This window comes from Croceibacterium xixiisoli, from assembly GCF_009827305.1.
In the GTDB taxonomy this organism is placed as follows: domain Bacteria; phylum Pseudomonadota; class Alphaproteobacteria; order Sphingomonadales; family Sphingomonadaceae; genus Croceibacterium_C; species Croceibacterium_C xixiisoli.
Window position 1 is genome coordinate 364,742 of sequence record NZ_WTYJ01000003.1, and the last position, 25,766, is coordinate 390,507.

Sequence of the window (25,766 nt, forward strand, 5' to 3'; positions counted from 1 at the left end):
AGACCCATGGCTGATGCACCGCTTCCCCCCAATATCTCCCTCCAGCAATTGAACGAGGCGCAGCGCGCGTTTGAAAGCGCGCTTGGCGCCGGCAAGGTCTTCTTCACCGAAGTCGACCGGACGAGTTATCAGGACAAGTTCTCGCTGGATGAAAGCCGCCACCATCCGGCCGGCGCGATCGCCCCGACCAGTGTGGAGGAAGTGCAGGCCGCGCTGCGTGTCGCGAACCAGTACAAGCTGCCGGTCTGGCCGATCAGCCGGGGCAAGAACCTGGGCTATGGCGGCACCGCGCCCATGCTGCCGGGCAGCGTGGTGATGGATCTGTCGGGCATGAAGAAGATCGAGTTCGATGAGGAACTCGGCACCGTGGTGGTCGAACCGGGCGTCGGCTTCTACGATCTCTACGACTATATCCAGGCCAACAAGCTGCCGTTCTGGCTGTCCACCCCGGGCAACAGCTGGGGCTCGGTCATGGGCAATGCGCTGGATCGCGGGGTGGGCTACACCCCCTATGGCGAACACACGAAGAATATCTGCGGGCTCGAAGTCGTTTTGCCCACCGGCGAAGTCGTGCGCACCGGCATGGGCGCCTTCAGCAATGCCCCCACCTGGCAGGCCTATCCCTTCGGCTTCGGCCCGGGCTGGGATCAGATGTTCGTGCAGTCCAATTTCGGCGTCGTCACGAAAATGGGCATGTGGCTGATGCCCGAACCCGAAAGCCTGATGGGCATGGACGTCGAATTCGCCAATGCGGATGATCTGAAGGCGATGGTCGACGTCATCGGCCCGCTGCGGCGCGAACGCGTGCTGACGCAGAGCCCCAGCATCGGCAACTGGCTGCGCGCGGCGGCGGTGCTGACCACGCGTGATGAATGGACGGACAAGCCCGGCGCACTGGGCGATGATGTGATCGCGGCCATCTGCAAGAAATTCAACATCGGCTGGTGGGGCGTGTCGCTGCGCCTCTATGGCCGGGAAGAGGTGAACAAGGCCGCCTACAAGATCCTCGAACAGGCGATCAATTCGATCAAGCCGCAGCTGATCAAGCCGACCAGCTGGAAGAAGGGCGAACAGATCGAATATACCGGCTGGACCGGCACGCCGATGACCTTCCCGATGCAGAATGTGAACTGGTACGGCGGGCGCGGCGGCCATGTCGGTTTCTCGCCGATCATCCCCCAGAACGGGGATGCCGCGCTGGCGCAGTTCCGCCGGACATATGATCGCTACAAGGAATATGGCATGGATTATCAGGGCAGCTTCGCCTTTGGCGAACGGCACCTGACCAATGTCAACGCGATGATCTTCAACAAGGATGATCCCGCGATGATGGGCAAGATCGACGGCTTCTTCCGTCGGCTGGTGGCCGATGCGAAGGCGCAGGGCTATGGCGAATACCGCACCCATCTCGATTATATGGATCTGGTTTCCGACACCTATGACTGGGGCGGCGGCGCCCTGGGCAAGCTGAACCGCAAGGTGAAGGATGCGCTGGATCCCAATGGCATTCTGGCGCCGGGCAAGAACGGCATCTGGCCCAGCAATCTGATTGGGGAGAAGAAGGCATGAACAGGCGCATCGCCCTTTCGCTGCTGCTCGCGGCAGGCCTGCTGACCGGCTGCGAAGCGGCCAGCGATGCTGGCGCGGATGCCCCCGCCGGCCCCCCGGCGGGCGGCCCGCCGCCGATGCCGCAGCCCATCACTCTGGCCAAGCGGCCCGATGCGACCGGTGGGGAGGCGGCCTATGTCGCCAAATGCGTCATGTGCCATGGGCCCAATGGCATGGGCTTCGGCCTGCTGGCCCGGCGGATGGATCAGCCCGATCTGGAAAAGCGGGATGATCTGACCACCGACTATGTCGAGCTGGCCGCGCGTCAGGGCATCGGCAACATGCCGGCCATTCCGCGCGGCGAAGTCAGCGATGCCGAACTGCGCCAGATCGCCGAATATCTGGCGGCCGGTCCGCATGGTGCCCCTGCAGGAGCAGCGCAATGATCGCCACCACACGCCGGAGCCTGCTGGCCGGGGCGCTGGCCGTGCCGACGGTGGCCGGGCTGGCGCATTGGCGCTGGCGCCATGGCGAAACCAATCTGCTGCTGCATGATGCCGCGCTGGCGGCCGGGCGCCGCTTCGCCGATGCGGGCCGCGCGCAGGGGGGCCGGGTGCTCGCGATCGAGGGGGACCGGGTCCGCTTCACCCGTATGGCGCTGGAACGCCGGCCTTCGCTGATCGCTGGCGTCAGCCGCCATGCCGATGCCCTGATGATCGCCGATATCGCTGGCGAGGCCGGCTACACCGCCGTGGCCAGCCTGCATGGCCGGCGCGATCAATGCGTCGTGGGCGATTGCCGCCCGGGCTGGCACGCCCTGGGTCGGCTGGCCGATGCGGCCGGCAGCGATTGGGTGGAGGCGCTGGCCGCCTATGCTGCCAAGCCGGGCGAAATACTGGCCCGGACCGCCGGATCCGCACTCGGTCAGCGGCTCGATCCAGGGCTGGTGATCGGCTGGGTGCTCGCGCCCAAGGCCTGAGGCACCATCACGGGTGCGGCGCGTTGGGCTATCATCAGGAGAAACCAGGCATGAAGATCAGTGCGCGCAACCAGCTGTCGGGAACGGTGCAGTCGCTCGATCATGGCGCCGTCAACGGCACGGTGAAGATCGATATCGGCGGCGGCAATGTGATCACCTCCAGCATCACGGAGGAAGCGATTGCCGATCTCGGGCTCTCGGTTGGTAACAGGGTCACCGTGTTCGTGAAGGCGAGTGACGTGCTGATCGGCAAATAAGTCTTCGGCGTCGCCCCGGAAGATCACATCTCCCGGGGCGACGACCTGGATTACTTGCGAATGATCAGGCTGTCCGGGCGCTTGCGGGCGACCCACTGGCCGCGACCGGGGAATTTCTCCAGCACCTGCCCGTCCCACAGCCGCACGATCCGCCGCTTGAAGCGCCATTCGCCATCGGCGCCCTTGACCGCATCATCATCATACCAGCCGGTGAAGCGCAGCAGATAGGGCGGCTCGCCCTCGCATTCGGTGACGAAGGCAAAGCTGCGCATTTTTACTGAACCATCGGGCTGCGGGCGATACTGGACCTGCGTCACATGATGCTGGCGCCCGGGAAAGCCCGGCGCATTGGCATAATGCTTCATCAGTCCGCGAATGCCTTCGTGCCCTTCCCAGATGTCGGGTTCGTCGAACACTTCCTCGCTCATCAGGCAGTCTTCGGTGAAACATTCCACCAGCGCATCGGCATCGCCCGTGTCGAGCGCCCAGCTGTAATTGGCGATCAGATCCTGCAGCGCCAGCCGGTCTGCTACGTCGAGTTTGCTCAAAACTGTGTCTCCCATCGTCTTTGGGCCATTCTGTTTGGCCCTTTGTGCTTGGTTGTGTTGCCTCAACCGTAACACTCGTTATGATCATCGCCAAGCGGGTGGATTCACGAATGCCACCCTGACGGGAGAGAGAATTTGGGCAAGATTATCGTCACCGGCGCGTCCGGTCAGTTCGGCGGCGCGGCTGCCAACAGCCTGCTGGAAACATGTGCTCCGGAAGATCTGGTGTTTCTGTCGCGCACTCCGGAAAAGCTCGCGCATTTCGCCGAACGTGGCGCCATCGTGCGCCAGGCCGATTTCGACGATCCCGCCTCGCTGCCTGCCGCCATGGCCGGTGGCGAACGCATGCTGCTGATTTCCACCGCGCGCGTGGGCACCCGCGTAGGCCAGCACACCAATGCGGCCCAGGCCGCTGCGGCCGCCGGGGTGAAGCAGATCGCCTATACCTCGCTGATCAATGCCGATCGGCCGGGCAATCCCGCCATCGTGAAGGATGATCACTTCGCCACCGAGCAGGCGATCCGTGCCACCGGCGTGGAATACACCTTCCTGCGCGACAGCCAGTATTCCGAAGCCGTCGCTGCCGCCATGGCGATCCCGGCGCTGCAGATGGGCGTGAAGCCGGACAATTGCGGAGATGGCCGTGTCAGCTTCGTCAGCCGTGACGATTGCGTGGCCGTGGCCGTGGGCGTGCTGACCCAGGATGGTCATGGCAACCAAGCCTATCCGCTGACCGGTCCCGAAGCGCTGTCGATCCCCGATGCCATGGCGCTGGTCAGCCAACTCGCCGGCAAGCCGATCGAGGTGCAGCATGTCGATGACGAGGGGATGTTCGAATATTTCGATTCGCTCGGCGTTGTGCGCCATGCCAGCGACATCGTGCCCGATGGTCCGATTCCGTGGTCCAGCGATGACATGGTCACTTTCGGCATGTCGATCCGCGAAGGCTATTTCGATGAAGTGACCGATTGCGTCGAACGCATCACCGGCCGCGCGCCGCGCACGCTGCGCTCGGTGCTGGAACAATATCAGCACATCTGGCCGAAATGAGGCGGCTCTGGGTTGCGGCGGCCGCGCTGCTGGCGCTGGCCGGCTGCAAGGACAAATATGCCGATGCGCCGGTCATCGACACCAGCACCTATGGCGCGGGTGACAATTGGGACAATCCCGGTGGCGACTGGGCGGAAAGCCATTTTTCCCGCCTGACCGACATCAACCCCGCCAATGCAGAACGGCTGGGGCTGGCCTGGGAATATGATCTCGGCACCCAGCGGGTGCAGGAAGCGACGCCGGTGGTGATTGACGGGGTGATGTACACCTCCGGCAATCTCGGCCGCACCTATGCCCTGAATGCCGCCACAGGTCAGGAACTCTGGGCCTTCACGCCAGAGGTGGACATGCAGGTCAACCGCTCGGCCTGTTGCGATCAGGCCAATCGCGGCGTGGCGGTGCAGGATGGCAAGGTCTTCGTCGCCGCCCTCGACGGCTGGCTCTATGCGCTCGACGCAAAGAACGGCGCGGTTTTGTGGAAGAGCGATACGATCACCGATCGTGCGCGCGGCTACACCAGCACCGGTGCGCCCGAAGTGGCCGGCAATCTGGTGATCATCGGCAATGCCGGCGCCGAATATGACGCGCGCGGCTATGTCAGCGCCTATGATACCGGCAGCGGCGAAATGGTCTGGCGCTTCTGGACCGTGCCCGGCGATCCGGAGGCTGGCCCGCAGGAAAGCCAGGCGCTGGAAGACGCGCTCAAGACTTGGGATCCGAACAGCCGGTGGGACATCGGCCTGGGCGGCACGGTGTGGGATGCGATCACCTATGATCCCGCCTTCGATCAGGTTATCATCGGGGTTGGCAATGGCGGGCCCTATCCGCAAAAAACCCGCTCGCCTTCAGGCGGGGACAATCTCTATCTCAATTCGCTGGTCGCGCTCGATCGCGCCACCGGCCAGATCAAATGGCATTTCCAGGAAACGCCGCAGGACAGCTGGGATCTGACCGCCACCCAGCCGATGGTGCTGGCGCAGATGGATGGCAAGCCGGTGATCCTCCACACGCCGAAGAACGGGTTCTTCTTCGTGGTGGATCGCGAAACCGGCAAGCCGCTGGCCGCCAATGCCATCGTTCGCACCAGCTGGGCCAGCGGGTGGAACATGCAGACCGGCAAGCCGGTGCTGACGCCCGAATATTCGGATTACTCGAACGGGCCGAAGATCGTGTTCCCGGCTTCCTCGGGCGCACGCAACTGGCACCCGGCCGCCTATGATCCGACGCGCAATCTCTATTTCGCGCCGGTCGTGGACATGGGCAATCTGATGTTCATTCCGCCGGGTCAGGAAAACCCGCCGCATCGCAAGAATTTCCTCAATGCCGATGCCGCACTGATCTTCACCGCCGATCTGCAGGCAGCAGCGGCCACGCTGCCCCCGCCGATGCAGGACGCGATCAAGGCCCTGCCGCAATGGCAGCAGGTGGTCGACATGCCCTACAGCTCGCAATTGCGGGCCATCGATCCGATGACGGGCCAGACCCGTTGGTCGGTGGACGCCGATGGCTGGCAGGATCGCGCCGGGGTGCTGGCCACGGCCAGCGGGCTGGTGGTGCATGGCAATCTGGCCGGCCGACTGGTGGTGCGCGATGCCGAAACCGGCAAGGCGCTCAAGACCATCGAAACCGGCAGCTCGATCCTGGCCGCGCCGATGACCTATCGGGTGGACGGCGTGCAATATATCGCCGTGCAGACCGGCTGGGGCGGGGGTGGCTGGGGCTTCGTGCCGCCCTATGCTGCTGCCTATGCCAAGGGCAATCGAAACCGCCTGCTGGTGTTCCGTCTCGATGGCGGGGAAACCCCGGTGCCGGCCGATCTGCCTGCGCTGGAACCGGCCCCCGCAGCCCCGGCACAGCTGCAGGGCGTCACCCCGCAGATGATCGCCACGGGTTCGGCGCTGTTTACGGAAAACTGTTCGATCTGCCATTCCAACCAGCCGCGCGCGCCGCTGCCGGATTTGCGGCGGATGCAGCCCGGCGTGCATCAGGCCTTCGATCAGGTCGTGCTGGAAGGGTTGCTGGTATCGAACGGCATGCCGCGCTGGAACGATCTGCTTACCCCGGATCAGGTGAAGGCCATCCATGCTTTCCTGATCGATGAACAGACCAAACTGCGCGCACGCGAATTGCAGCTGCAGGCCCAGGGCAAACCGCTCGACAGCCGCAGTCTCACAATCCTGTCCAATTTCTGACGCACACTCGAAACCACAATCGCACAGTGGGCCGCGACCGGCCGCCTATTCAAACGGAGATGAAGTGATGACCCCCCAAGGCGTGAATATCCAGCATCCGGACAAGCTGTTCATCGGCGGCGAATGGGTCGCTGCCAACAGCGGTCGCCAGATCGAACTGACCAACCCCAACAGCGAAGAAGTGATCGGCCGCGTCGCCGAAGCGGATGCGACCGACATGGACCGCGCCGTCGCTGCAGCGCGCGACGCCTTCGACAATGGCGCCTGGCCGAACACCCCGCCGGCCGAACGCGGCGCCGCGCTGATGAAGATGATCGACATTCTCGAAGCGCGCGTGCCCGAACTCGCCGCCGCCTGGACGGCGCAGGTCGGCGGCCTCGCCAGCTTCGCCCCGATGATGCATGGCGGCGCCATTGCCGGCCTGCGCGGCATTGCCACCATGGGCGAAAGCTTCGCCTGGACCGAACAGAAGAAGGGCATGGTGGTCGATACCGCGATCATCGCGCGCGAACCGGTCGGCGTGGTGGTCGGCATTGCGCCGTGGAATGCCCCCTTCGGCATCATGGCCAACAAGGTGTTCTATTCACTGATCGCCGGCTGCACGATCATCATGAAGCCGTCGCCGGAAACCCCGCTGGAAGCCTACATCATCGCCGAAGCGGCAGAGGCTGCCGGCCTGCCCGCCGGCACGGTGAACCTTGTTGCCGGCGAACGCGAAGCCTCCAACCACCTGATCCACAGCAATGATATCGACAAGGTCAGCTTCACCGGTTCGAGCGCGGCGGGCATGCATATCGCCAGCGTCTGCGGCGGCAAGATGACCCGTTGCAGCCTGGAACTGGGCGGCAAGAGTGCGGCCATCATCCGCGACGATTTCCCGATCGAGGCGGCCGCCGGCATTCTGGGCAACACCATCACCGTGATGAGCGGCCAGGTCTGCGCCATGCTCAGCCGCGCCATCGTGACCAAGGATCGCCATGACGAACTGGCCCAGGCCATCGCCGGCGTGATGAAGGGCATCAAGATCGGCAATTCGGAAGATCCGGAAACCCAGCTTGGCCCCCTCGCCATGAAGCGCCAGCTCGAACGCGTGGAAATGTATATCGAGGAAGGCAAGAAGAGCGGCGCCGAACTGGTCACTGGCGGCCAGCGCCCGGCGCATATGAACAAGGGCTACTTCATCGAACCGACCTTGTTTGCCAATGTCGATAACACCAGCCGTATCGCGCAGGAGGAAATCTTCGGCCCGGTGCTGTGCCTGATCCCGGCAGAGGACGAAGAAGACGCGATCCGCATCGCCAATGAAAGCAATTTCGGCCTCAACGGCTCCGTCATGACCACCGACCCGCAGGCCGCCTATGACATCAGCCGCCGCATCCGCACCGGCGTGATGGGCCAGAACGGCATGCGCATGGAATTCGGCATGCCCTTCGGCGGCTACAAGCAGTCCGGCATCGGCCGCGAAGGCGGCGAAGAAGGCCTCTGGGCCTATCTCGAAACCAAGACCATCCTGCTCGACGGCGCACCTGCACGCCTCTGAGCATCAGGCTGACAATCGGATCTTCATTGCCGGCGGGCCCCCACAGGGTCCGCCGGTTTTGTTTGCCGATGCCGGGCGATAGTCTACCCCTGACTCAAATCGATCCATAGAGGGTGGCATGCTGTTGAGGGTAATGGCTCCTTTGGCGTTGGCCTCTTTGGCTGCCGCATGTCCGGTTCAATCGCAGGAATTGTCTCGGCCCTCAGCCGGGACTCCCCTGGCACAGGCAGAAGCACTTGCAGGCAGAGAAGCCGCTGCAGGGTTGATTGGATTGCTGCCGGGTATCGCTGGCGATTACTTCCCACTCGATTCCTCATCGGTTGGGCGCCGGTTCCATATCTTTGTCAAACTGCCGGAATCCTACGGCACCGACCCCGCCCGCACCTATCCCGTCAGCATCCTTCTCGATGGCGACACGACCTACCCCATGATCGCGCCGCAGAGCCTGTTGATGGTCTATGATGAAGGCGTGCCGGAAACGATCGTGGTCGGGGTGGCCTATGGCGGCCTGGGTGCAGATGTGAACAAGCGGCATATTGATTTCAGCGTAGCGCTTGATGATGGTACGCCCGGCGGCGCCCCGGCATTCCTGCAGATGCTCGAAGATGAGTTGTTGCCGCAAATCGCCGCGCGCTATCGGGTTGATCCAACTCCATTGATGTTGTTTGGCCAGAGCCGGGGTGGGGCCTTTGCCCTCTATGCCGCACATCAGCGACCCAGCCTGTTCCAAACCTATGTCGCCAGCAACCCATCACGGGAAGCCAACGGGCGGCTCTATGACTTGGAGCACCCACCCGGCGCTGCACGCAGCCAGTCCAGGCTGGTCATCGTCAGCGGTACACGTGACCGGCCACCTCTGCGCGCAGCTGCGGAACAATGGGCCGCTGGGATGGCTGGCCGGACGGATTTGCCATGGCAGGCAGAACTGGTGTCGATCGAGGGTGGAACCCATTCCGCCAGCGCCGGGCGGGCTTATCGCGCTGGCCTGTTGAGGGCTTTCGGACTTCCTGCCTTGTCGCCCTGAGCCAGCGTGTGAGAGCAGGCAAACTATCCATTCGCCACACCAGACCCGGCACCCACCTCCGCTCGGCCTGAGCTCGTCGAAGGCCACGCGCCACCGGTCGCGCTCGGGTCAGGCCTTTTGCCTATGCTTCGACAAGCTCAGCATGAGCGGATGCGGTAATGAACAAGCAACAGACCCGTCGGCCACCCCAGCTGAGCATGAGCGGTTATAGGACTGAACAAGCAACACAGACCCGGCACCCACCTCCGCTCAGCCTGAGCTCGTCGAAGGCCACGCGCCAACGGCGGCGCCCGGGTCCGGCCTTTTGCCGATGCTTCGGCGAGCTCAGCATGAGCGGATGTGGTACTGGGCAAACAACACGGAACCAACCCGCTTGACAGCGCATGCGCAGCAAGGTTCTCTCCCTTCATGGCAGAGGAAAAACCCAAGGGCCCGGCATCCTATTTCCCCTCGATCGAGAAGAAATACGGCCGCCCGATCTCCGAATGGCAGGCTCTGGTGCGCCAGGCCTGTCCGGCAAAGCACATGGAACTGGTGGCCATGCTCAAGACCGATCACGCGATGGGGCACGGCCACGCTAACGCGATCGTTGCGCACACCTTGGCCGAAGATAAGGAGAAGGGCTGAGGCTAATCTTTCCGCAGAGCCATCCTGCGGCTAGGCTTTGCAGCATGAGGGCTTTTTCAGACAGGCGCAGCACGGCGCGCGCAGGCGCCATAGCTCTGATGGCGCTGGCCCTGGCCGCCTGCGGTGGCGGGCGAGATTATCGCCCGGTCAGCGATGCGCGGGTGCAGATCGGGCGCACCTATGTGATCCGGGGCAACAGTTACACCCCGGCGGCCGATCCTACCTATGACCGGATCGGTCTGGCCAGCTGGTATGGTTCGGAATCGGGCAATCAGACGGCCAATGGCGAACGCTTCCGGCCCGAATGGATCACCGCCGCCCATACCACCCTGCCGCTGCCCAGCTATGTCGAGGTGACCTCGCTCGATACCGGGCGGCGGATCATCGTGCGGGTCAATGATCGTGGGCCCTTCGCTGGGGATATGCGGCTGATCGATCTGTCGCGCGGTGCGGCGGAGCGGCTTGGCATTCGCCGGCAGGGTGTGGCCCCGGTGCGGGTCCGGGTGGTGGAACCGTCCGAACGCGATCGCGAACGGCTGCGCAAGGGCAAGCCTGCCGCCGATCTTTCTCCGCTGCCCGTCCGCCAGCTGGAAAGCCTGCGCGGCCAGCTGCGCAGCGCGGGATACTAGACCGGATTTCAATCCGATTGCATCGGATCGCCGCTCCATATCCTTTTGTTTGCCGTGATTTCCGAGTCAGCAGGTGATTCCACCTGCTTCGAAATCGCTCTGACGGTCAGGTCACGCTGTTGCGGATGAAGCGGGCGATGCCGTCGCCCGCATTGACATAGGCGTAGCTCTGCGCGCTGCTGAAAATGGCGAAGCCGCCCTGTTCGATCAGCCGATCGCCTTCGTCCAGTTCCAGCCTCAGCCGTCCTTCGGTCACATAGATCATCTCGTGCCAGCCGCCGGGATCGGGCTCCGCCTGATAGCGTTCCCCTGCGCCCAGCACCCATAGCCACATCTGCGTGTCATGCTGCCCGGGGGCGCTGCCCAGCAGGGTGGCGACACTTTCCGGCGCCGCGCCGCGCCACATCACTTCATTGATCTGGCGATGCTCGACTGCCGGATCGGCCACCATGTCGACGAAGCCAACCCCCAGCGCCTCGGCAATACGATCGAGGCTCGACAGGCTGACATTGGCATCGCCCTGTTCCAGCGCGACGATCATCCGCCGGCTGATGCCCGATGTGTCGGCCAGCGCCTGCTGACTCAGACCGGCGGTCTGGCGCAGGCGGCGCAGATTGCGGCTGACATGCACCAGCACGTCTGACCGGGGAACATCCGAACGGGTATTGTGCAATATATTGCTCATGACTAGAGGTGCAATATGTTGCACAATCCTGATTCTGGCAAGCTGCGGCCCACTCCCGAATTTCGCATCCTCGGTCTGCGCCGTGAAGAACTGGTGCTGATCGGCATCACGATCATCTGGGGCGGTACCTTTCTGGTGGTGCATATCGCCATGCGCTACGCCGATCCGCTGTTCTTCGTGGCATTGCGGTTCCTGGTGGCGGGGGCGGCCGGTTGGCTGATGTTTCGCACCGCGATGCGCGGGCTGACCTGGGCGGAGGTCAAGGCAGGGGCGCTGATCGGGCTGGCGATTTTTCTGGGCTATGGCCTGCAAACCTGGGGCCTGCAGACGATCAGCAGCAGCCAGTCCGCTTTCATCTCTGCGCTCTACGTGCCGATGGTTCCGCTGTTGCAATTGTTTGTCTTGCGCCGCGCGCCGCATCCGATGGCCTGGGCCGGCATTGCCCTGGCCTTTGCCGGTCTGGTGCTGATGGCGGGGCCCAATGCCGGCGCGATTGCGCTCAGTCTCGGCGAAATGGTTACATTGGCCAGCGCTGTGGCGATCGCCGGGGAAATCATCCTGATCAGCCATTTTGCCCAGCGGGTGGACAGCTGCCGGGTGACGGTCATCCAATTGTGCGCGGCCGGATTGTTCGCCGTGCTGATGATGGGGGCAACGGGGCAGTCGGTGCCGGAATTCTCCCCCATCTGGCTCATCTGCGGGGTCGGGCTGGGGCTCGCCAGCGCTCTGATCCAATGGGCGATGAACTGGGCGCAGCAACGTATTTCGCCTACCCGGGCGACGCTGATCTATGCCGGGGAACCGGTCTGGGGTGGTTTGATCGGACGCATCGCCGGGGATCGGCTCCCCGCGCTGGCACTGCTTGGGGCGGCCTGCATTGTGGTTGGAGTGCTGGTCAGCGAGTGGCGCCCGCGTCGGCGGTATGGCGGCGCGGGCGGTGATGCGGGCGGAGACGTGACAGTCTGACGCTTCCCCGCCCGTATTCCAGCGGCTCAGAGCTTCCGGTCGTTCGGGTCGATCTTGGGGTCGCTCTTCAGCATGGGATCCCAATGTTCGATGATCTTGCCATCTTCGATCCGATAGAGATCGAACCAGCTGGAATAATAGGTTTCGCCATTGGCATCTTTTTCCGGGCGGACGAAGGTGGTGGTTACATAATCGCCTTCGGCCATCAGATGCACCAGCGGCAGATCCAGCACCTCCAGGATCGGGCGTTCGGGCCGGGTGGCGCGAACGTAATCGACCAGCCCCTGCAGGCCTTGGCCGGCATTGGGATTATGCTGGATGTACCCGTCGGCAATATATTCATGCGCCCGGTCGGCCAGTCCGGCCTGCAGCACGATGCGATACATATCGTACACCAGCCGCTTGTTGGCGGCCAATTTCGGATCGGTGCTGGCCAGCAGCGCGGCATGATCCTGCGAAACGACGGGTGGTACTGACATCTGGGCATTCTCCTGAGCATGGGCGGGAGCCGCCGCCAGCAAAGCGGCGCCCATGAAAATCAGGGCCTTTCCGGCAATTGGCATCCTTGTTCCCCTTATTGTTGTCATTGGGTCGTCTTGATCGGTTAGTTGATTTTGTCCGTTTTCATTTGGCGGGGTGACGCGGCGGGAATGGGCCGCTAGGGACGTCTGAAATTGTCATAATCCTTCCGGTGGTCCCCCCTATGCGCATCCCTCTCCTGCTTCTGTCCGCTATTGCCGTGCCAGCCGTTCCCGCCATGGCGCAGGATGCCGATGTGGAGGATGATCGCAACGTAATTATCGTCCATGGCCGGGGCCTGACGCAAACGCCGGCCACGCCTGCCTATGACGTCATAGAGCTGGACCGCAATACGGTGACCTCCACCGCCTCGGGCCGGCTGGAAGATGCGCTGGGCAATGTCGCCGGCTTCCAGCAATTCCGCCGGTCGGACAGCCGGTCTTCCAACCCCTCGGCCCAGGGCATCACCCTGCGCGCGCTGGGCGGCAATGCCAGCAGCCGGGCCCTGGTGCTGCTCGATGGCGTGCCGCTGGCCGATCCGTTCTTCGGCTACATCCCCTTCTCTGCCGCTGCGCCGGAACGGCTGGATTCGATCCGCATCACCCGTGGCGGCGGCTCGGGTCCGTTCGGCGCGGGCGCGCTGGCGGGCACGATCGAACTCGAAAGTGCCGATCTGCGCACCCTGCCGCTGGTCAGCGGCCAGGCAATGATCAGCAGCCGCGCGGAAACCGAGCTGTCGGGCACGATCGCCCCGCGCGTGGGTGACGGCATGGCGGTGGTCAGCGGCCGGTGGGATCGCGGCCAGGGCTTCTACACCACGCCCGACGATCAGCGCGTGCCCGCCTCCGTCCGCGCGAAATATGACAGCTGGTCCGCCAGCGCGCGGGTGGTGCAGCCGCTCGGCGAACAGGTGGAACTGCAGTTGCGCGGCCTCGCCTTCGAAGACAACCGTGTGCTGCGCTTCGAAGGGGCCAACAGCAGCAGCGAAGGGCGCGATATCTCCGCCCGCATCATCAGCCGCGGCCCGTGGCAGGTGGATGCGCTGGCCTACGGCCAGTGGCGCAATTTCACCAATATCGTGATCTCTTCCACCACCTTCAACCGCTCGCTCGATCAGAAGGATACGCCGTCATCGGGCTTCGGCGGCAAGCTGGAAGTGCGCCCGCCCGTGGGTGGCGGCCATGTGCTGCGCCTGGGCGCCGATTACCGCGCTTCCTCGGGCCATCTGGCCGAAGATGGCTACAACGCCAGCAGCGGCGCCCTGACCCAGCGGCGCTTTGCCGGCGGTCTCAACACCGATCTCGGCCTGTTCCTGGAAGATGACTGGACCATTGGCCCGGTCACCCTGACCGGGGGCATCCGTGCCGATCGCTACACCATCTCCAACGGCTACTATCGCGCCTATAGTGCAGCCGGCGCGCTGGCGGTGGACAATCAATTTGCCGACCGGTCCGACTGGGATGTGTCCTATCGCGGCGGGGCCATGCTGCAGGCGACCGAGACCCTGCGTTTGCGAGCGGCCGGCTATACCAGCCTGCGCCTGCCGACGCTGAACGAACTCTACCGCCCCTTCGTGGTCTTCCCCATCACCACCCAGGCCAATGCCGAACTGCGCAATGAACGGCTCGAAGGGTTCGAAGTCGGGGTGGACTACACCCCGATCGAAGGGATCAGCTTTGCCCTGACCGGGTTCGACAATCAGGTGAAGGATGCGATCACCAATGTGACCATCAACGCCACCACGCGCCAGCGCCGCAATATCGATGCGATCAAGGCGCGCGGGATCGAATTCTCTGCCCAGGCCGAAATCGCCTATTTCACCTTCAGCGGCTCGCTCGCCTACACCGATGCCAAGATGCGCGGCACCGGCGCGGCGGCGGATCTGCACGGCTTCCGCCCGGCCCAGACCCCCGAATGGGCCACCAGCGCCACCATCAGCTATCGCCCGGCTGACAACACGACGCTGGCCGTGACTCTCCGCCATGTCGGCGCCCAGTTCGAAGATGATCAGCAGGATGATCGCCTGCCCGCCGCGACCACGGTGGATCTGTTCGCGCAGCTGCCGCTGGCGGCCGGGTTCTCCTTCATCGGGCGGGTGGAAAACCTGTTCGATCAGACCATCATCACCCGCAACCAGGGCGGTTCGATGGATATGGGCGTGCCGCTGACCGTGTGGGGTGGTCTGCGCTACGGCTTCTGATTTCCGGCATCGGCCGGGACGCTTCTGTTCTCTCTATCAAGCTTGCGCGGGACCGGTTAGGTTCCGCGCAAAATAGAAACAGGAGAGGTTGATGGCGTCGAGTGTTATCGCGCGGGAACAGGTGTTGGACGTGCGCAATCCGCGCACTGGCCAGGCGGATCACCGCCTGGTCGTGACGAGGGCGGAAGAGGTTGCGGCCAAGGCTGCGCGGCTGCGTGACAATCAGCGGGAATGGGCCGCGATGCCGCTCGATGCGCGCTGCGGCGTGATGGGGCGGTGGCTGGGCGTTGTCCGGCGCGCTGCGGCGGACATCGGAAATGCCGATGCGGTGGACACCGGCGGGTGCCACACCTCCTACATTCAGGGCTTCATCACCATGGCCAATATCGGCGGGTGGATCGAAGATGCGGGCAAGGCGCTGGACAATTACCAGTTCCACGGCCGCAGCGCGGTGATGCCCGATGTGGAGGTGCGCACCCAGTTGGTGCCCTATTCGCTGGTCGGTGTGATCAGCCCGTGGAATGCGCCGCTGATGCTGGCCATGCTCGATGCCATTCCGGCGCTGTTCGCCGGCTCTGCCGTGCTGATCAAGCCCAGCGAAGTGACCCCGCGGGTGATCGAGGCGATCTTCGAAACCGTGCGCGAAGTGCCTGAACTGGCTGCTGTTTTTGATTATGTCGCCGGGGCCGGCGATGTCGGTCAGGCGGTCATCGAGGAAGTGGATCTGGTCTGCTTCACCGGCAGCGTGCCGACCGGGCGCAAGGTGGCTGTCGCCTGTGCGCAGCGGCTGATCCCCTGCTTCCTGGAACTGGGCGGGAAAGACCCCGCGATCGTGACCGCAGACGCCGATCTGGAACGCGCGGCGACCGCCGTTCTGCGCGGTGCGGTCTATGCCACGGGGCAGGTCTGCTATTCCACCGAACGCGTCTATGTGCACGAAAGCATACATGACGAATTCGTCGCCCTGCTTGCGCAAAAAGCGCGCCACGTACGCCTGAACACGCCAGATCCCCGCGCGGGCCACATCGGACCCTTCACTTTCGCGCCCCAGGCCGACATCGTGCTGCGGCATCTCGAAGAGGCGAAATCGGCCGGCGCGCAGGTGCTGACGGGTGGCGAAATCGAGAACCACGATGGCGGGCTCTACATGCGCCCGACCGTGCTGACCGGGGTGACGCATGACATGGCGATCATGCGCGAGGAAACCTTCGGCCCCTGCGTGCCGGTAATGGCTTATTCCGACATCGATGAGGCGATCCGGCTGGCCAATGACACGCAGTTCGGCCTGACCGCATCGGTCATCGCCGGCAATGAGGAGGATGCGCTGGCCATCGGGCGGCAGATCAATGCCGGGGCGGTGTTCCTGCAGGATACGTTCCTGACCTTCGGCAAGATGCGCACGGTCGGCACGCACAGCTTTGGCTTCTCGGGGCTGGGCGGTTCGCGCACCGGGCTGGATTCGATCCTGCGCTTCGTCCGCCGCAAGGCGCTGATGACGCAGCATGGCGCAGTGGCCGATATTCAGGACGATCATCACCTGGGCGCACCCAAAGGCCCGCCGCAGTGAGGATCGCGGCTGCGATCAGCCGGGCGGGGGAAACGGCCCCGCATATTGCAGAGGCTGAACTGGAGGATCCGCGCGCCGGAGAAATGCGCGTGCGGATCGTCGCCACCGGGATCTGCCATACCGATCTGCATGCGCAGGACGGGCGGCTGACCCCGCTGCCGATCGTGCTGGGGCATGAGGGCGCGGGTGTGGTGGAAGCGCTGGGCGATGGCATCAGCGATTTCGCCGTGGGCGATCATGTGGTGCTGTCGGGCAGTTCCTGCGGCACCTGCCCATCCTGCGCGGCCAGCCGGCCCAGCTATTGCGACACGGCCATGCCGCGCATTTTCGGTGGCGGGCGGATGGACCGGTCGGTGGCGCTGAGCAGTGGCGGGGAGCCGATCCATTCGCATTTCTTCGGCCAGTCGAGCTTCGCCAGCCATGCTATCGTGCCCGAACGCACGGCGGTGAAGGTGCCGGCCGATCTGCCGCTGGCGAGCCTGGCACCGCTGGGCTGCGGAATCATCACCGGGGCCGGCACCGTGCTGGAAACGCTGGCGATCCGTCCGGGGCAGACGCTGGCGGTGTTCGGCACCGGCGGCGTGGGGCTGGCGGCGATCATGGCGGCGCGGCTGGCCGGCGCGGCGCGGATCGTCGCGGTCGATCTGTCGGATGAACGGCTGAAACTGGCCCGCGATCTGGGGGCGACAGATCTGCTGCGTGGCGACCAGGCGGATCTTGCGGCCGCCATTCGCGCCATCACCGGCCGCGGGGTGGATGCCAGCATCAACACCACCAATGCCCCGGCGGTGTTCGATGCGGCGATGGATTGCCTGGCCATGCGCGGCACCGCCGCCTTCGTCAGCGCCCCCTATGGCGAATGGGCGCCCAGGATGTTTCCCATGCTCAGCGGCGGCCGGTCGTTGAAAGGCGTGCTGGGTGGCGATGCTGCCCCGCGCAGTTTCATTCCCATGCTGGCCGAATATTGGCGACAGGGGCGTTTCCCCTTCGATCGTTTGCTGACATTTTACCCCTTTGCCGACATAGACCGGGCTTTCGCCGATGCGCGGGCGGGCCGGGTGATCAAACCTGTTTTGCTGATGGAAGGACAAGCCGCATGAATCGTGAACTGCGCACAATTCTGGAAGGCTTCGGTCGGGAGCTTTCGCCTGAACTGATCCAGGGCACCAACGCGCTCTTCGCCGGGCTCAACCTTGGGATCGCGCCGGAAACGCGGATCACCCGCGACATTTCCTATGGCGATGATCCGCGCAACCGGCTGGATGTGTTCACCCAGGATGGCACCAGCGGCGCGCCGGTGCTGATCTTCGTTCACGGCGGCGGCTTCGTCATGGGTGACAAGCACAGCGAGGGCAGCGCATTCTATTCCAATTTCGGCGATTTCGCGGCGCGGCGCGGCATGGTCGGGGTGCCGATCACCTATCGTCTGGCGCCGGCCAACCGCTTCCCGTCCGGGGTCGAGGATCTGGCCAATGCCATCCGCTGGGTGAAGGCCAATATCGCCGATTACGGCGGTGACCCGTCGAAGATCGTGCTGGTCGGGCAGTCGGCGGGCGCGGTCCATGTCGCTGGCTATGTCGCCCACAAGGCATGGCATGTGGAACCGGGCGGCGGCATCGCCGGCGCGCAGATGTTTTCCGGTATGTTCGATACGCTGACGGTCATCCCCAATGGCTTCCACATCGCCTATTACGGCGACGACCCCAAGGGCTGGGGGCGTGCATCCTGCATGGCCGGGTTGCTCAACACCGATATTCCGCTGTGCTTCACCCTGTCCGAACTCGATCCGGAAGATTTCCAGAAACAGGCAGCCCAACTGGTCGGTGCCTGGGGCGTGGCCCATGCGGCCTATCCGGAAATGCATCTGATCACCGGGCACAACCATGTCTCCCCGATCCTCAGCATCGGATCGAGCGAGAGAGAGATCGAACGACTGGTGGCGGGTTTTGCGCTGCGGGCCATCCGGCGCAGTGCCGCCGCAGGGAAATAAGAGAGAGGGCGCGCGGTGTGGTGCCGCGCGCCTTCCCATCTATCAATCAGAGATCGGCGACGACGCCATCCATCCAGCAGCCGTGAAATGCCATCGGCAGGGCGAAGGGCAGGGTGATGGTGGCAATCGGCGGGCGTGATACGTCCCGCCCATCCAGGATCAGCAGATCCGATCGCTTTTCCGCAAAACGATCCACCACCGATAGCACATAGCCATCGCCTTCGGGCGCATCCGGATTGCGCGGCACGAACACCGGTTCCTGCGCGGCGGCGCCCTGCAGGTCGTGCGAAATCAGCTCGCCGGTTTCCCAATCGAGCTGCCCAATGCCCATTTTGGGAAAGTCGCGCAGCGCGAAATAACCGGTACGGTATTTTCCCATGGCAAAACGGTCGTCCATGCGCGGCATATCGCCCAGTGCGCCGGCCACCGGGGTGATCGTGACCGCTTCCTCATCTGGTTTCGACAGGTCGAAACTGATGCGGCTGATCTGGGTTACGCCTTCAGCGGGCGTGGGCAGATTGCCGTGCTTGTCGGGGAAGAAACAGAACACATTGCCAGGTGAATAGGGCACGTCGACATGCACCACATCGCCTTCGCTGAAGGCGTTCATCACATGACCCATCACCATATTCGGAATTCGGAACCAGCGCAGCTGATCCACCGTGCCATTGCGCGGCATCACGCCCCAGGCAGAGGCAAGATCATCGTCGTAGACATACCAGGCCTCGCCCCGGCGCAGTTGCGCGTCACTAGCCAGCAGCGGCATGATCGGGAAGACGATGTGATCGCGGGTGACGCCCCAATCATGGCTGAGGCCGGGGAAAGGGGTATGGAACCATTCTTCGCGTACCAGCGCGCCGTCCGCGTCGAACACATGCAGCGACGCATCGGTGCTCGCTTCGCCCTTGGCATAGACGCCATAGCTCCACCATTCGCCCGTCACGGGATCGATCTTGGGGTGAGCAGTCAGTGCGCTGCTTTCCAGCTTCCCGAAATCGCCGACCGGCAGGGTTTCCAGCGTAGTCGGATCGATCCGGTGGGGACGTGAATCCTCGCGCAAGGCAAACAGTTCGCCATGATGGGCGAAGGCGTAGGTATTGCCGGTGTTGTCACGGTCGGGGATGTTGGAGACTGAAGGATCGTCGGAATATTTGTTGCGATATTTGCCATACAGCCGGCGCCGCGCTTCGCGTTCGCGCTTGAGCCTTTCGGTCATCACATAGCGGCTGCGAAAACTGACATGGCCATTGTCGAACCAGAAGGCCGATACCTGCCCATCGCCATTGAGAACGATGTCATTTTCAAGACTGGGATACTGCCGGTCAGGTCCGATTCGGAAATAACCCCCCTTCAGTTCTGGCGGAATCGTCCCTTCCACTTCGCATTCGAAGACATCCGCTTCAAAGCGCATCGGTTTCTTGTGCTGCTGGCCGAAACTGGCCGCAGCATGGAAAATTTCCGGCATCTTTTTCTCCCTTATGTTACCCCCAGAGTGAACCGGGTTGCCGCCTCAAGGCAAGACCACAATAAAAGGAGATGGATGAATGGCCGAAGTGTGCTGGCCTGACGGTGTGCCGCAGATCATGCCTGCGGATGATCGCGGTGAAATCCAGGAATTATACGCCCGCTATGCCTGGGGGCTCGATCTCGCCGATGAAGAACAGGTGATCGCCACTTTTGCGGAAGACGCGGAGTTCGACCATCTGTGGCAGGGCAAGGCCAATGGCCACGAGGCGATCCGGGAAAACCTGCGCAGCCTTTGGTACGACCGTCAGCATTGGTGGTATGGCCGCCAGCACGCCATGAACCATTTCATCATGGATCCGCATCCCGAAGGTGCGCGGGTGCGCTGTTTCTTCCAGATCCTGCAATGGAACGCCGATTACGGCACCAGCTTCGTGTTCGGCATCGGCACGCGCGACGATCGTCTGGTCAAGCGCGATGGCCGGTGGAAGTTCTTCCGCCTGCATGTGAATGCCTGGACGGCTGCGGATCAGGTGCCGTGGAAGGGTGAACGGACAATGCCGCAGCGCCCGCGCCACATCTCTCCGCCGGCCGATACACGGCCCTTCGACGAGCAGACACGCGACCCCTGGTAAGCGTGCCACGCGGCTAGATCCGCGGTGGGACAGGCGGGCATCATGGCCCGCCTGTTACTCCGTCACGTGGCGGGCTTTTCCTGCGTCTTGCGGGCAGACTTCGGACCAGATCCAGCCTTGGGAATCTTGGCCAGTTTCTTCTTGTCCTTCTTTTCGCCGCCCTTCTTCTCTTTGGCCTTCTTCTTCTTGTCCGATGATTTATCGGATTTGGTCTTAGCGGGCTTGGCGTGGCCGGCCTCGGCAGCCAGCACGGCTTCTGCCAGAATGCGCACATGCGCCGCCAGCGGGCGGATGCTCCGGTCGAGCACGGCGCGGGCGAGTTCCGCCGGGGTCAGGTTGGCAGGATCGAGTGCCGGGGGCGTGGACTTTGCGGCGTTTGCGGGGGCGGCAGCGGCTGCCGGTTCCGCCAGTGTTTCTGGCGGGTCACTTGCGGGATGTGTTGCCTCCGCTTGCGCCACCTCTTCCGGTTTCTTCGTATTGCTGCTGCGCGCCATATCTACCTTCCGTTCGCTGATCGATTGGAATGCAGGCGCAGCGTGATTCATGGCAAGCAAACTGTCAACTCGTCACAAAACTGCAATATATGGCGCGATAACACTGTTATCCGGTGGCAGCTTCCGCGAATACGATTTCGTGCTGCAGACCAAGCCATTGGCCCAGGGCCTTGCAGTCATTGCGCACCAGATCCGACACCAGGGCTGCCCGGACCGGATCGACCCGCAGGATCAGCCGGTTTTCGTCGCGGCGCAGGGCGCTGCTGGACAGCGATACGCGTGATCCGGCCCCGAGCCGGCGGCACAGGCGGATCGCCAGCCCCCATCCCACGGCTTCCCGCAATTGTTCCGGGCTGGCGATACGCGCCAGTTCCGGCGGCAATTCGCTGCGGCCGCAGGACGCCAGCAGCGCGGCGGCAATCCGCGCACGGTCGGCGGGGGAAAGAGTCAGCCAGCGCTTTTCCATCGCCCATTCATAGGCATGGCGTGCCCGATGGTTGGGTTCGACCTGTGCCGCGGCCAGCGCGAACATGGTCGCGGTCAGGCGCAGCCTTTCGCTGCCATTGCCGCTGCCCCCGGCCACGGGCGCAGTCCAGGCGGCAATGGTGGCGGCCAGCGTTGCCGAACCGCCGCGCGGCGCAACGAAATGGCTGACGGCGGCGATCAAGGGATCCTGTTCCTTCGCACCCGGGCTCAGTCGATCGAACAGCACACCTTCACGCAGGCCCCATGATGAAAACACCAGACCATCGGGCTTCAACCGCGCCAGCATGACCCGCAGCATGGCCGCCGCATCGGGCAGGCCGACCGCGCGGGAAGAGGATATTCCCGGGATCGGCGCCAGTTGCGCGGGCGTCATGCGCATGATCTGCTTGGCCGCAGCGTCGGCATCTTCGCAGCTGAGGCGGAAGCCGTGTGGATCGGTGACGGGATGGCTGTCGCGCCGCATGGCAAAGGCGGCCAGCGCGCGCCAGGTGCCGCCGACCATATAGAGGGGCCCCGGGTGGGCATTGGCCCAGCCGACCCGGTGCAGATCTTCCGCCACCGCCTTGCGAAATGCGGGCAGGCCGGCTTCGCGCAGCTTGGGCAGGCGCAGCGTGCCCAGTTGCAGGCTGGCGGCACCATGCAATTCGCCATTTTCGACCTGCACCAGTTCCAGGCTGCCGCCGCCGAGATCGGCCACCGTTCCCAGCGCCCCGGGGAAGGCGCCGATCACGCCCGTGGCCGATGTCAGCGCCTCTTCCTCTCCCGACAGCAGGCGGGGGGACAGGCCAAGCTGCACCACCCGTTCCAGAAATTCGGGGCCGTTGGCAGCATCGCGGACGGCGGCGGTTGCCACAGTGTCGACATTGCGCACCTCCAGATCGGGCAACAACGCGGCGTAACGGCCCAGTGCCGACAGCGCCAGATCCATCGCCTTGTCCGGCATGCGCCCGGTCTGCGACAGATCGCGCCCCAGCCGGGCACTGACTTTTTCATTCAACCAGACATTAGGGGCGCGGGGCGGGCCGGAATAGACCACCAGGCGCACCGTATTGGACCCGATATCGATAACCGCCCGATCAGGCTGGTCGCTTACCGGGGGACGTCGACGCGCGGCATTGCTGGCGATCATATGGCTCCCTTGCGCAGGCTCAGCTTGGGCACGCGGCTGTTCTTCAGCGCGTCACCCCGTCCGGAAAGCGAAGGGTTGGTCATGAAATATTCGTGGCAGTTGAAGCCCCCGTCGGGGCCATCGCTTTCCACACGCTCATAGGTGCCGTCTTCGCCATCCAGCAGCCAGCTCTGCTCCGTGTCCAGCAGATTGGCCATCAGCACCTGTTCCAGCACCTGATCGTGCACAGTGGGGTTCAAAATGGGCACGAGTGTCTCAACTCTCCGGTTCAGGCTGCGGCTCATGGCATCGGCGCTGGCAATGAACAACCGCGCCTCTGCGCTTGGCAGGGGATGACCATTACCAAAGGCCCAGATGCGGCTGTGTTCCAGGAAGCGCCCGATAATCGATTTGACGGAGATATTGTCGGACAAGCCCGGAACGCCAGGGCGCAGGCAGCAGATGCCACGCACGACCAGCACGATCCGCACGCCGGCCTGGCTGGCTTCGTACAGGCGGTCGATCACGCCCTTTTCGGTGATCGAATTGAATTTGGCCCAGATCTCAGCCGGGCGCCCGGCCTGCGCATGGGCAATTTCATTGTCGATCAGCTCATACAGCGTTTCGCGCATGTTCAGCGGCGACAGCGCCAGCGCTTCCAGATTTTGCGGTTCGACATAGCCGGTCACGAAATTGAACAGCTTGGCCGCGTCTCGCGCAAGCCGAGGATCGGCGGTGAAGAAGCTGAGATCGGTGTATATCCGCGCCGTCACCGGATGATAATTGCCGGTGCCGAAATGGCAGTATGTGCGATAGCCATTGTCTTCGCTGCGCACGACCATGGACACCTTGGCATGGGTCTTCCAGTCGACGAAGCCATAGATCACCTGCACGCCCGCGCGTTCCAGCTCGCTCGCCCATTTGAGGTTCTGTTCCTCGTCAAAACGGGCCTTGAGTTCGACCACGGCCGTCACGGACTTGCCGTTTTCCGCCGCCTGCACGAGCGCCGCGATGATCGGGGACTGGTTGCCGGCGCGATAGAGCGTCTGCTTGATCGACACGACAGCCGGATCGACGGCGGCCTGCCGCAGGAAATCGATCACCACCTCGAAACTTTCGTAGGGGTGATGGATCACCAGATCCTTCTCGCCAATGGCAGCGAAGCAATCCCCATCGTGTTCGCGCACCCGTTCCGGATAGCGCGGGCTGTAGGGGGCGAATTTCAGATCCGGCCGGTCTTCGCCGACCACCTGCGACAGATCGCTGATGCCCAGCATGCCTTCTGTCTTGACGACGATCGCCTGTTCCAGCCCCAGCTGTTCGCGCAGCAGCGCCTCCGCCGCCGGATCGAAGCTTTCGTCCAGTTCCAGCAGGATCACCTTGCCGCGCCGGCGGCGCTGGATCGCGGTGCGGAAGAAGCGGACCAGATCCTCTGCCTCTTCCTCGATCTCGATGTCGCTGTCGCGCAGCACGCGGAACACGCCGTCGCCTTCCACGCGGAAGCCCGGGAACAGAATATGGGCAAACCGGCAGACGATCCGGTCTATGGACATGTAGATCGCCTCGGGGCCGGGAACGCGCACGAAGCGCGGAATGGCCGAGGGGATCAGCACCATTTCCACCAGCCGGCTGTTGTCGGCCAGGCGGGTGAGGGTGAACAGCGTGCCGATGCCGCGATTGCCGACAAAGGGGAAGGGGTGCGCCGGGTCGATCGCCTGCGGGGTGATGACCGGCATGATGTGATCGATGAAATAGCGTTGCAACCAGGCTTCCGCGTCGGAATCGATCCGATCTTCGCCCTTGATGTGGATGCCCTGCGCGGCCAGCAGCGGTTGCAGATCGGCCAGCGTATCATGCTGGAACCGCGCCAGTTCGCGGGCGCGCGCCTTGATGGCGGCCAGCTGCAGATTGGCGGTCTTGCCATCGATGGAGATATTGCCGACCCCGCGCCGGACCTGGCCCGCCAGCCCGGCGACACGGATCATCATGAATTCGTCGAGATTGCTGCCGGAAATGGACAGGAAGCGAAGCCGTTCCAGCAGCGGATAGGCGTCATTGCGCGCTTCGGCCAGGACCCGGTCGTTGAAGGTCAGCCAGCTGAGCTCTCGATTGAAATAGCGGTCTTCGGGTAACAGATTGGCACCTACCTGCGGGGCATTCGGGGCAATAGTGCTCATACAAGGTCCCTGCTACGCGCGATTGCGCTGATACCACGTTTGCCGTTGCTGCGATCCAGCTGCACGATGACATCGATCACTGACGCGGCATAGGCAATGGTATCCGTGCGGGTCAGCCCGATCCCGGTCTGCATCACCATCAGCGACAATTGTTCCAGCGCCCCGCGCAGCGAGTTGGCGTGAATGGTCGAAAAGCTGCCCGGATGGCCGGTGTTGATCGCGCGCAGGAAGCTGACGCTTTCCGCGCCGCGCAATTCGCCCAGCACGATCCGGTCGGGCCGCAGGCGCAGCGCGGATTGCAGCAGTTCGTTGGCGGTGACCTTCGCTTCGCCCAATTCGCCCTTCACCGCCACCAGCCCCACGCCATTGGCGCCGGGCAGCTTGAGTTCTGGCGTGTCCTCGACGAGCACCACGCGTTCTTCGGCGCGGATTTCGCCGAGCATGGCATTGAGGAAGGTCGTCTTGCCGGTGGAGGTGCCGCCGGAAATCAGGATCGTCTGCCGCGCCTGGATCGCCGCTCGCAGGAAAGCGATCGGTTCGAGCGCCGGATCGGGCATGACCGGTTCGGCCGGCTGCAGCAGCGGGCCATGATCATAGGCGCTGAGCGGCAGATCGAGCCGGCGATGCCGGCGAATGGCCAAGGCCCAGTGCTTGCGCGTGGCGGGCGGGCCGCAGAACTGGATCCGCGCGCCATCGGGCAGGGTCGCGCCCAGCAGCGGATGTTCGCGGTTGATGCCCTGATGACTGACACGGGCGACCTGTTCGGCCAAACGCTGGATCAGCCGGTCATCGATTTCCGGAATGGCGACGCGCTGCATGCCCGGATGGGTGGCGTCTTCGATCCAGAGCTCTCCGGGCCGGTTGACCAGGATCTCGGTGACGGTGTCGCGTTCCAGCCATTGGCGAAACGGTGCCAGATACGCATCGAGATAGACGCTGCCCGACAATACCGGCGCGGGCTGATCGGGAAAGTCGGCCTGGGCGGGGTAACCTGCCCCCACGGCTGCTGCATCCGAAGGCGGATCGCCTGCGTTCAAATGAAAAATCTCCGCACTCATGATCCGGCCTGTGTTCGTTCCTG

At 63.8% G+C, this 25,766-nt stretch carries 24 protein-coding genes; 16 read left to right on the forward strand and 8 right to left on the reverse strand.

Translation table 11 applies throughout. The annotated features are described in order from the left end of the window. Nucleotides 1-6: 6 nt before the first annotated feature. Genes GRI97_RS15405 through GRI97_RS15420 form a run of 4 tightly spaced genes read left to right on the forward strand, consistent with a single transcriptional unit; the run spans nt 7 to nt 2,784 of the window. Entirely contained in the window at nt 7-1,569 is a 1,563-nt protein-coding gene (locus GRI97_RS15405; protein WP_161392084.1) for an FAD-binding oxidoreductase, read from the forward strand. Further along, nucleotides 1,566-1,994 carry a c-type cytochrome gene (locus GRI97_RS15410; protein ID WP_161392085.1) on the forward strand — a complete coding sequence of 143 codons (429 nt, stop codon included), beginning with the start codon at nt 1,566-1,568 and terminating at the stop codon, nt 1,992-1,994. Before GRI97_RS15405 ends, GRI97_RS15410 begins: the two co-directional genes overlap by 4 nt. Next, nucleotides 1,991-2,527 (forward strand): hypothetical protein, encoded by a 537-nt coding sequence (locus GRI97_RS15415; RefSeq protein WP_161392086.1) that lies wholly within the window; start codon nt 1,991-1,993, stop codon nt 2,525-2,527. The genes GRI97_RS15410 and GRI97_RS15415 overlap by 4 nt, the downstream gene beginning before the upstream one ends. 50 nt (nt 2,528-2,577) lie before the next feature. Then, on the forward strand, nt 2,578-2,784 hold the full coding sequence (locus GRI97_RS15420) for a TOBE domain-containing protein (RefSeq protein WP_161392087.1): 207 nt from the start codon (nt 2,578-2,580) through the stop codon (nt 2,782-2,784). A gap of 50 nt (nt 2,785-2,834) precedes the next feature. Here the strand turns inward: GRI97_RS15420 and GRI97_RS15425 are convergent, their stop codons facing one another. Beyond that, on the reverse strand, nt 2,835-3,332 hold the full coding sequence (locus GRI97_RS15425) for a nuclear transport factor 2 family protein (RefSeq protein WP_235917875.1): 498 nt from the start codon (nt 3,330-3,332) through the stop codon (nt 2,835-2,837). Between the two features lie 135 nt (nt 3,333-3,467). Between GRI97_RS15425 and GRI97_RS15430 the strand changes: the two genes are divergently transcribed. The 6 genes from GRI97_RS15430 to GRI97_RS15455 all read left to right on the forward strand — a co-directional run bounded on the left by GRI97_RS15430 (nt 3,468) and on the right by GRI97_RS15455 (nt 10,394). After that, complete coding sequence (locus GRI97_RS15430; protein ID WP_161392089.1) at nt 3,468-4,382, forward strand: NmrA family NAD(P)-binding protein; 915 nt, start codon at nt 3,468-3,470, stop codon at nt 4,380-4,382. After that, nucleotides 4,379-6,574, forward strand: coding sequence for a PQQ-dependent dehydrogenase, methanol/ethanol family (locus tag GRI97_RS15435; protein ID WP_161392090.1), 2,196 nt, complete (start codon nt 4,379-4,381; stop codon nt 6,572-6,574). Before GRI97_RS15430 ends, GRI97_RS15435 begins: the two co-directional genes overlap by 4 nt. Before the next feature lie 67 nt (nt 6,575-6,641). Next, entirely contained in the window at nt 6,642-8,114 is a 1,473-nt protein-coding gene (locus GRI97_RS15440) for an aldehyde dehydrogenase (protein WP_161392091.1), read from the forward strand. 271 nt (nt 8,115-8,385) lie between these two features. Continuing rightward, a complete protein-coding gene (locus GRI97_RS15445) occupies nt 8,386-9,138 on the forward strand; it encodes an alpha/beta hydrolase (RefSeq protein WP_161392092.1) in 753 nt (250 codons plus the stop codon). A 408-nt stretch (nt 9,139-9,546) separates the two neighbouring features. After that, the gene (locus tag GRI97_RS15450; protein ID WP_161392093.1) at nt 9,547-9,765 is read left to right on the forward strand and encodes a DUF4287 domain-containing protein; all 219 of its coding nucleotides are present in this window, start codon (nt 9,547-9,549) and stop codon (nt 9,763-9,765) included. 44 nt (nt 9,766-9,809) lie between these two features. Beyond that, nucleotides 9,810-10,394, forward strand: coding sequence for a septal ring lytic transglycosylase RlpA family protein (locus GRI97_RS15455; RefSeq protein ID WP_161392094.1), 585 nt, complete (start codon nt 9,810-9,812; stop codon nt 10,392-10,394). A 106-nt stretch (nt 10,395-10,500) separates the two neighbouring features. Here GRI97_RS15455 and GRI97_RS15460 read toward each other — a convergent pair whose 3' ends face one another. Then, a complete protein-coding gene (locus tag GRI97_RS15460) occupies nt 10,501-11,079 on the reverse strand; it encodes a helix-turn-helix domain-containing protein (protein WP_161392095.1) in 579 nt (192 codons plus the stop codon). A 15-nt stretch (nt 11,080-11,094) separates the two neighbouring features. Between GRI97_RS15460 and GRI97_RS15465 the strand changes: the two genes are divergently transcribed. Further along, entirely contained in the window at nt 11,095-12,045 is a 951-nt protein-coding gene (locus GRI97_RS15465) for a DMT family transporter (RefSeq protein WP_161392096.1), read from the forward strand. A 26-nt stretch (nt 12,046-12,071) separates the two neighbouring features. On the opposite strand, the gene GRI97_RS15470 is transcribed toward GRI97_RS15465, so the two are convergent. Next, on the reverse strand, nt 12,072-12,524 hold the full coding sequence (locus GRI97_RS15470; RefSeq protein ID WP_161392097.1) for a nuclear transport factor 2 family protein: 453 nt from the start codon (nt 12,522-12,524) through the stop codon (nt 12,072-12,074). Nucleotides 12,525-12,748: 224 nt separating this feature from the next. On the opposite strand from GRI97_RS15470, the gene GRI97_RS15475 reads away from it, so the two are divergent. The 4 genes from GRI97_RS15475 (at nt 12,749) to GRI97_RS15490 (ending at nt 18,321) form a co-directional block, all read left to right on the forward strand. Continuing rightward, a complete protein-coding gene (locus tag GRI97_RS15475; protein WP_161392098.1) occupies nt 12,749-14,764 on the forward strand; it encodes a TonB-dependent receptor in 2,016 nt (671 codons plus the stop codon). Nucleotides 14,765-14,855: 91 nt separating this feature from the next. Then, nucleotides 14,856-16,331 carry an aldehyde dehydrogenase family protein gene (locus GRI97_RS15480; protein WP_161392099.1) on the forward strand — a complete coding sequence of 492 codons (1,476 nt, stop codon included), beginning with the start codon at nt 14,856-14,858 and terminating at the stop codon, nt 16,329-16,331. Beyond that, entirely contained in the window at nt 16,328-17,431 is a 1,104-nt protein-coding gene (locus GRI97_RS15485) for an NAD(P)-dependent alcohol dehydrogenase (protein WP_161392100.1), read from the forward strand. Before GRI97_RS15480 ends, GRI97_RS15485 begins: the two co-directional genes overlap by 4 nt. After that, complete coding sequence (locus GRI97_RS15490; RefSeq protein WP_161392101.1) at nt 17,428-18,321, forward strand: alpha/beta hydrolase; 894 nt, start codon at nt 17,428-17,430, stop codon at nt 18,319-18,321. The genes GRI97_RS15485 and GRI97_RS15490 overlap by 4 nt, the downstream gene beginning before the upstream one ends. A 46-nt stretch (nt 18,322-18,367) precedes the next feature. Here the strand turns inward: GRI97_RS15490 and GRI97_RS15495 are convergent, their stop codons facing one another. Next, nucleotides 18,368-19,786 (reverse strand): carotenoid oxygenase family protein, encoded by a 1,419-nt coding sequence (locus GRI97_RS15495; RefSeq protein WP_161392102.1) that lies wholly within the window; start codon nt 19,784-19,786, stop codon nt 18,368-18,370. 79 nt (nt 19,787-19,865) lie between these two features. Here GRI97_RS15495 and GRI97_RS15500 point away from each other — a divergent pair, with 79 nt between their 5' ends. Then, a complete protein-coding gene (locus GRI97_RS15500) occupies nt 19,866-20,420 on the forward strand; it encodes a nuclear transport factor 2 family protein (RefSeq protein WP_161392103.1) in 555 nt (184 codons plus the stop codon). Between the two features lie 62 nt (nt 20,421-20,482). Here GRI97_RS15500 and GRI97_RS15505 read toward each other — a convergent pair whose 3' ends face one another. The 4 genes from GRI97_RS15505 to virB11 all read right to left on the reverse strand — a co-directional run bounded on the left by GRI97_RS15505 (nt 20,483) and on the right by virB11 (nt 25,743). Next, entirely contained in the window at nt 20,483-20,914 is a 432-nt protein-coding gene (locus tag GRI97_RS15505) for a hypothetical protein (protein WP_161392104.1), read from the reverse strand. A 106-nt stretch (nt 20,915-21,020) separates the two neighbouring features. After that, nucleotides 21,021-22,529, reverse strand: coding sequence for a Ppx/GppA family phosphatase (locus GRI97_RS15510; protein ID WP_161392105.1), 1,509 nt, complete (start codon nt 22,527-22,529; stop codon nt 21,021-21,023). Beyond that, nucleotides 22,526-24,685: an RNA degradosome polyphosphate kinase gene (locus GRI97_RS15515; RefSeq protein WP_161392106.1), complete on the reverse strand. Its 2,160-nt coding sequence runs from the start codon at nt 24,683-24,685 to the stop codon at nt 22,526-22,528. Before GRI97_RS15515 ends, GRI97_RS15510 begins: the two co-directional genes overlap by 4 nt. Continuing rightward, nucleotides 24,682-25,743, reverse strand: coding sequence for a P-type DNA transfer ATPase VirB11 (gene virB11, locus GRI97_RS15520; protein ID WP_161392107.1), 1,062 nt, complete (start codon nt 25,741-25,743; stop codon nt 24,682-24,684). Before virB11 ends, GRI97_RS15515 begins: the two co-directional genes overlap by 4 nt. Nucleotides 25,744-25,766 lie beyond the last annotated feature (23 nt).

Excerpts from the sequence above, each read along its gene's own strand:
- GRI97_RS15405 (WP_161392084.1), top strand. The coding sequence starts at position 7 with ATGGCTGATGCACCGCTTCCCCCCAATATCTCCCTCCAGCAATTGAAC.
- GRI97_RS15410 (WP_161392085.1), top strand. The coding sequence starts at position 1,566 with ATGAACAGGCGCATCGCCCTTTCGCTGCTGCTCGCGGCAGGCCTGCTG.
- GRI97_RS15415 (WP_161392086.1), top strand. The coding sequence starts at position 1,991 with ATGATCGCCACCACACGCCGGAGCCTGCTGGCCGGGGCGCTGGCCGTG.
- GRI97_RS15420 (WP_161392087.1), top strand. The coding sequence starts at position 2,578 with ATGAAGATCAGTGCGCGCAACCAGCTGTCGGGAACGGTGCAGTCGCTC.
- GRI97_RS15435 (WP_161392090.1), top strand. The coding sequence starts at position 4,379 with ATGAGGCGGCTCTGGGTTGCGGCGGCCGCGCTGCTGGCGCTGGCCGGC.
- GRI97_RS15440 (WP_161392091.1), top strand. The coding sequence starts at position 6,642 with ATGACCCCCCAAGGCGTGAATATCCAGCATCCGGACAAGCTGTTCATC.
- GRI97_RS15450 (WP_161392093.1), top strand. The coding sequence starts at position 9,547 with ATGGCAGAGGAAAAACCCAAGGGCCCGGCATCCTATTTCCCCTCGATC.
- GRI97_RS15455 (WP_161392094.1), top strand. The coding sequence starts at position 9,810 with ATGAGGGCTTTTTCAGACAGGCGCAGCACGGCGCGCGCAGGCGCCATA.
- GRI97_RS15460 (WP_161392095.1), bottom strand. The coding sequence starts at position 11,079 with ATGAGCAATATATTGCACAATACCCGTTCGGATGTTCCCCGGTCAGAC.
- GRI97_RS15465 (WP_161392096.1), top strand. The coding sequence starts at position 11,095 with ATGTTGCACAATCCTGATTCTGGCAAGCTGCGGCCCACTCCCGAATTT.
- GRI97_RS15470 (WP_161392097.1), bottom strand. The coding sequence starts at position 12,524 with ATGTCAGTACCACCCGTCGTTTCGCAGGATCATGCCGCGCTGCTGGCC.
- GRI97_RS15475 (WP_161392098.1), top strand. The coding sequence starts at position 12,749 with ATGCGCATCCCTCTCCTGCTTCTGTCCGCTATTGCCGTGCCAGCCGTT.
- GRI97_RS15480 (WP_161392099.1), top strand. The coding sequence starts at position 14,856 with ATGGCGTCGAGTGTTATCGCGCGGGAACAGGTGTTGGACGTGCGCAAT.
- GRI97_RS15490 (WP_161392101.1), top strand. The coding sequence starts at position 17,428 with ATGAATCGTGAACTGCGCACAATTCTGGAAGGCTTCGGTCGGGAGCTT.
- GRI97_RS15495 (WP_161392102.1), bottom strand. The coding sequence starts at position 19,786 with ATGCCGGAAATTTTCCATGCTGCGGCCAGTTTCGGCCAGCAGCACAAG.
- GRI97_RS15500 (WP_161392103.1), top strand. The coding sequence starts at position 19,866 with ATGGCCGAAGTGTGCTGGCCTGACGGTGTGCCGCAGATCATGCCTGCG.
- GRI97_RS15505 (WP_161392104.1), bottom strand. The coding sequence starts at position 20,914 with ATGGCGCGCAGCAGCAATACGAAGAAACCGGAAGAGGTGGCGCAAGCG.
- GRI97_RS15510 (WP_161392105.1), bottom strand. The coding sequence starts at position 22,529 with ATGATCGCCAGCAATGCCGCGCGTCGACGTCCCCCGGTAAGCGACCAG.
- GRI97_RS15515 (WP_161392106.1), bottom strand. The coding sequence starts at position 24,685 with ATGAGCACTATTGCCCCGAATGCCCCGCAGGTAGGTGCCAATCTGTTA.
- virB11 (WP_161392107.1), bottom strand. The coding sequence starts at position 25,743 with ATGAGTGCGGAGATTTTTCATTTGAACGCAGGCGATCCGCCTTCGGAT.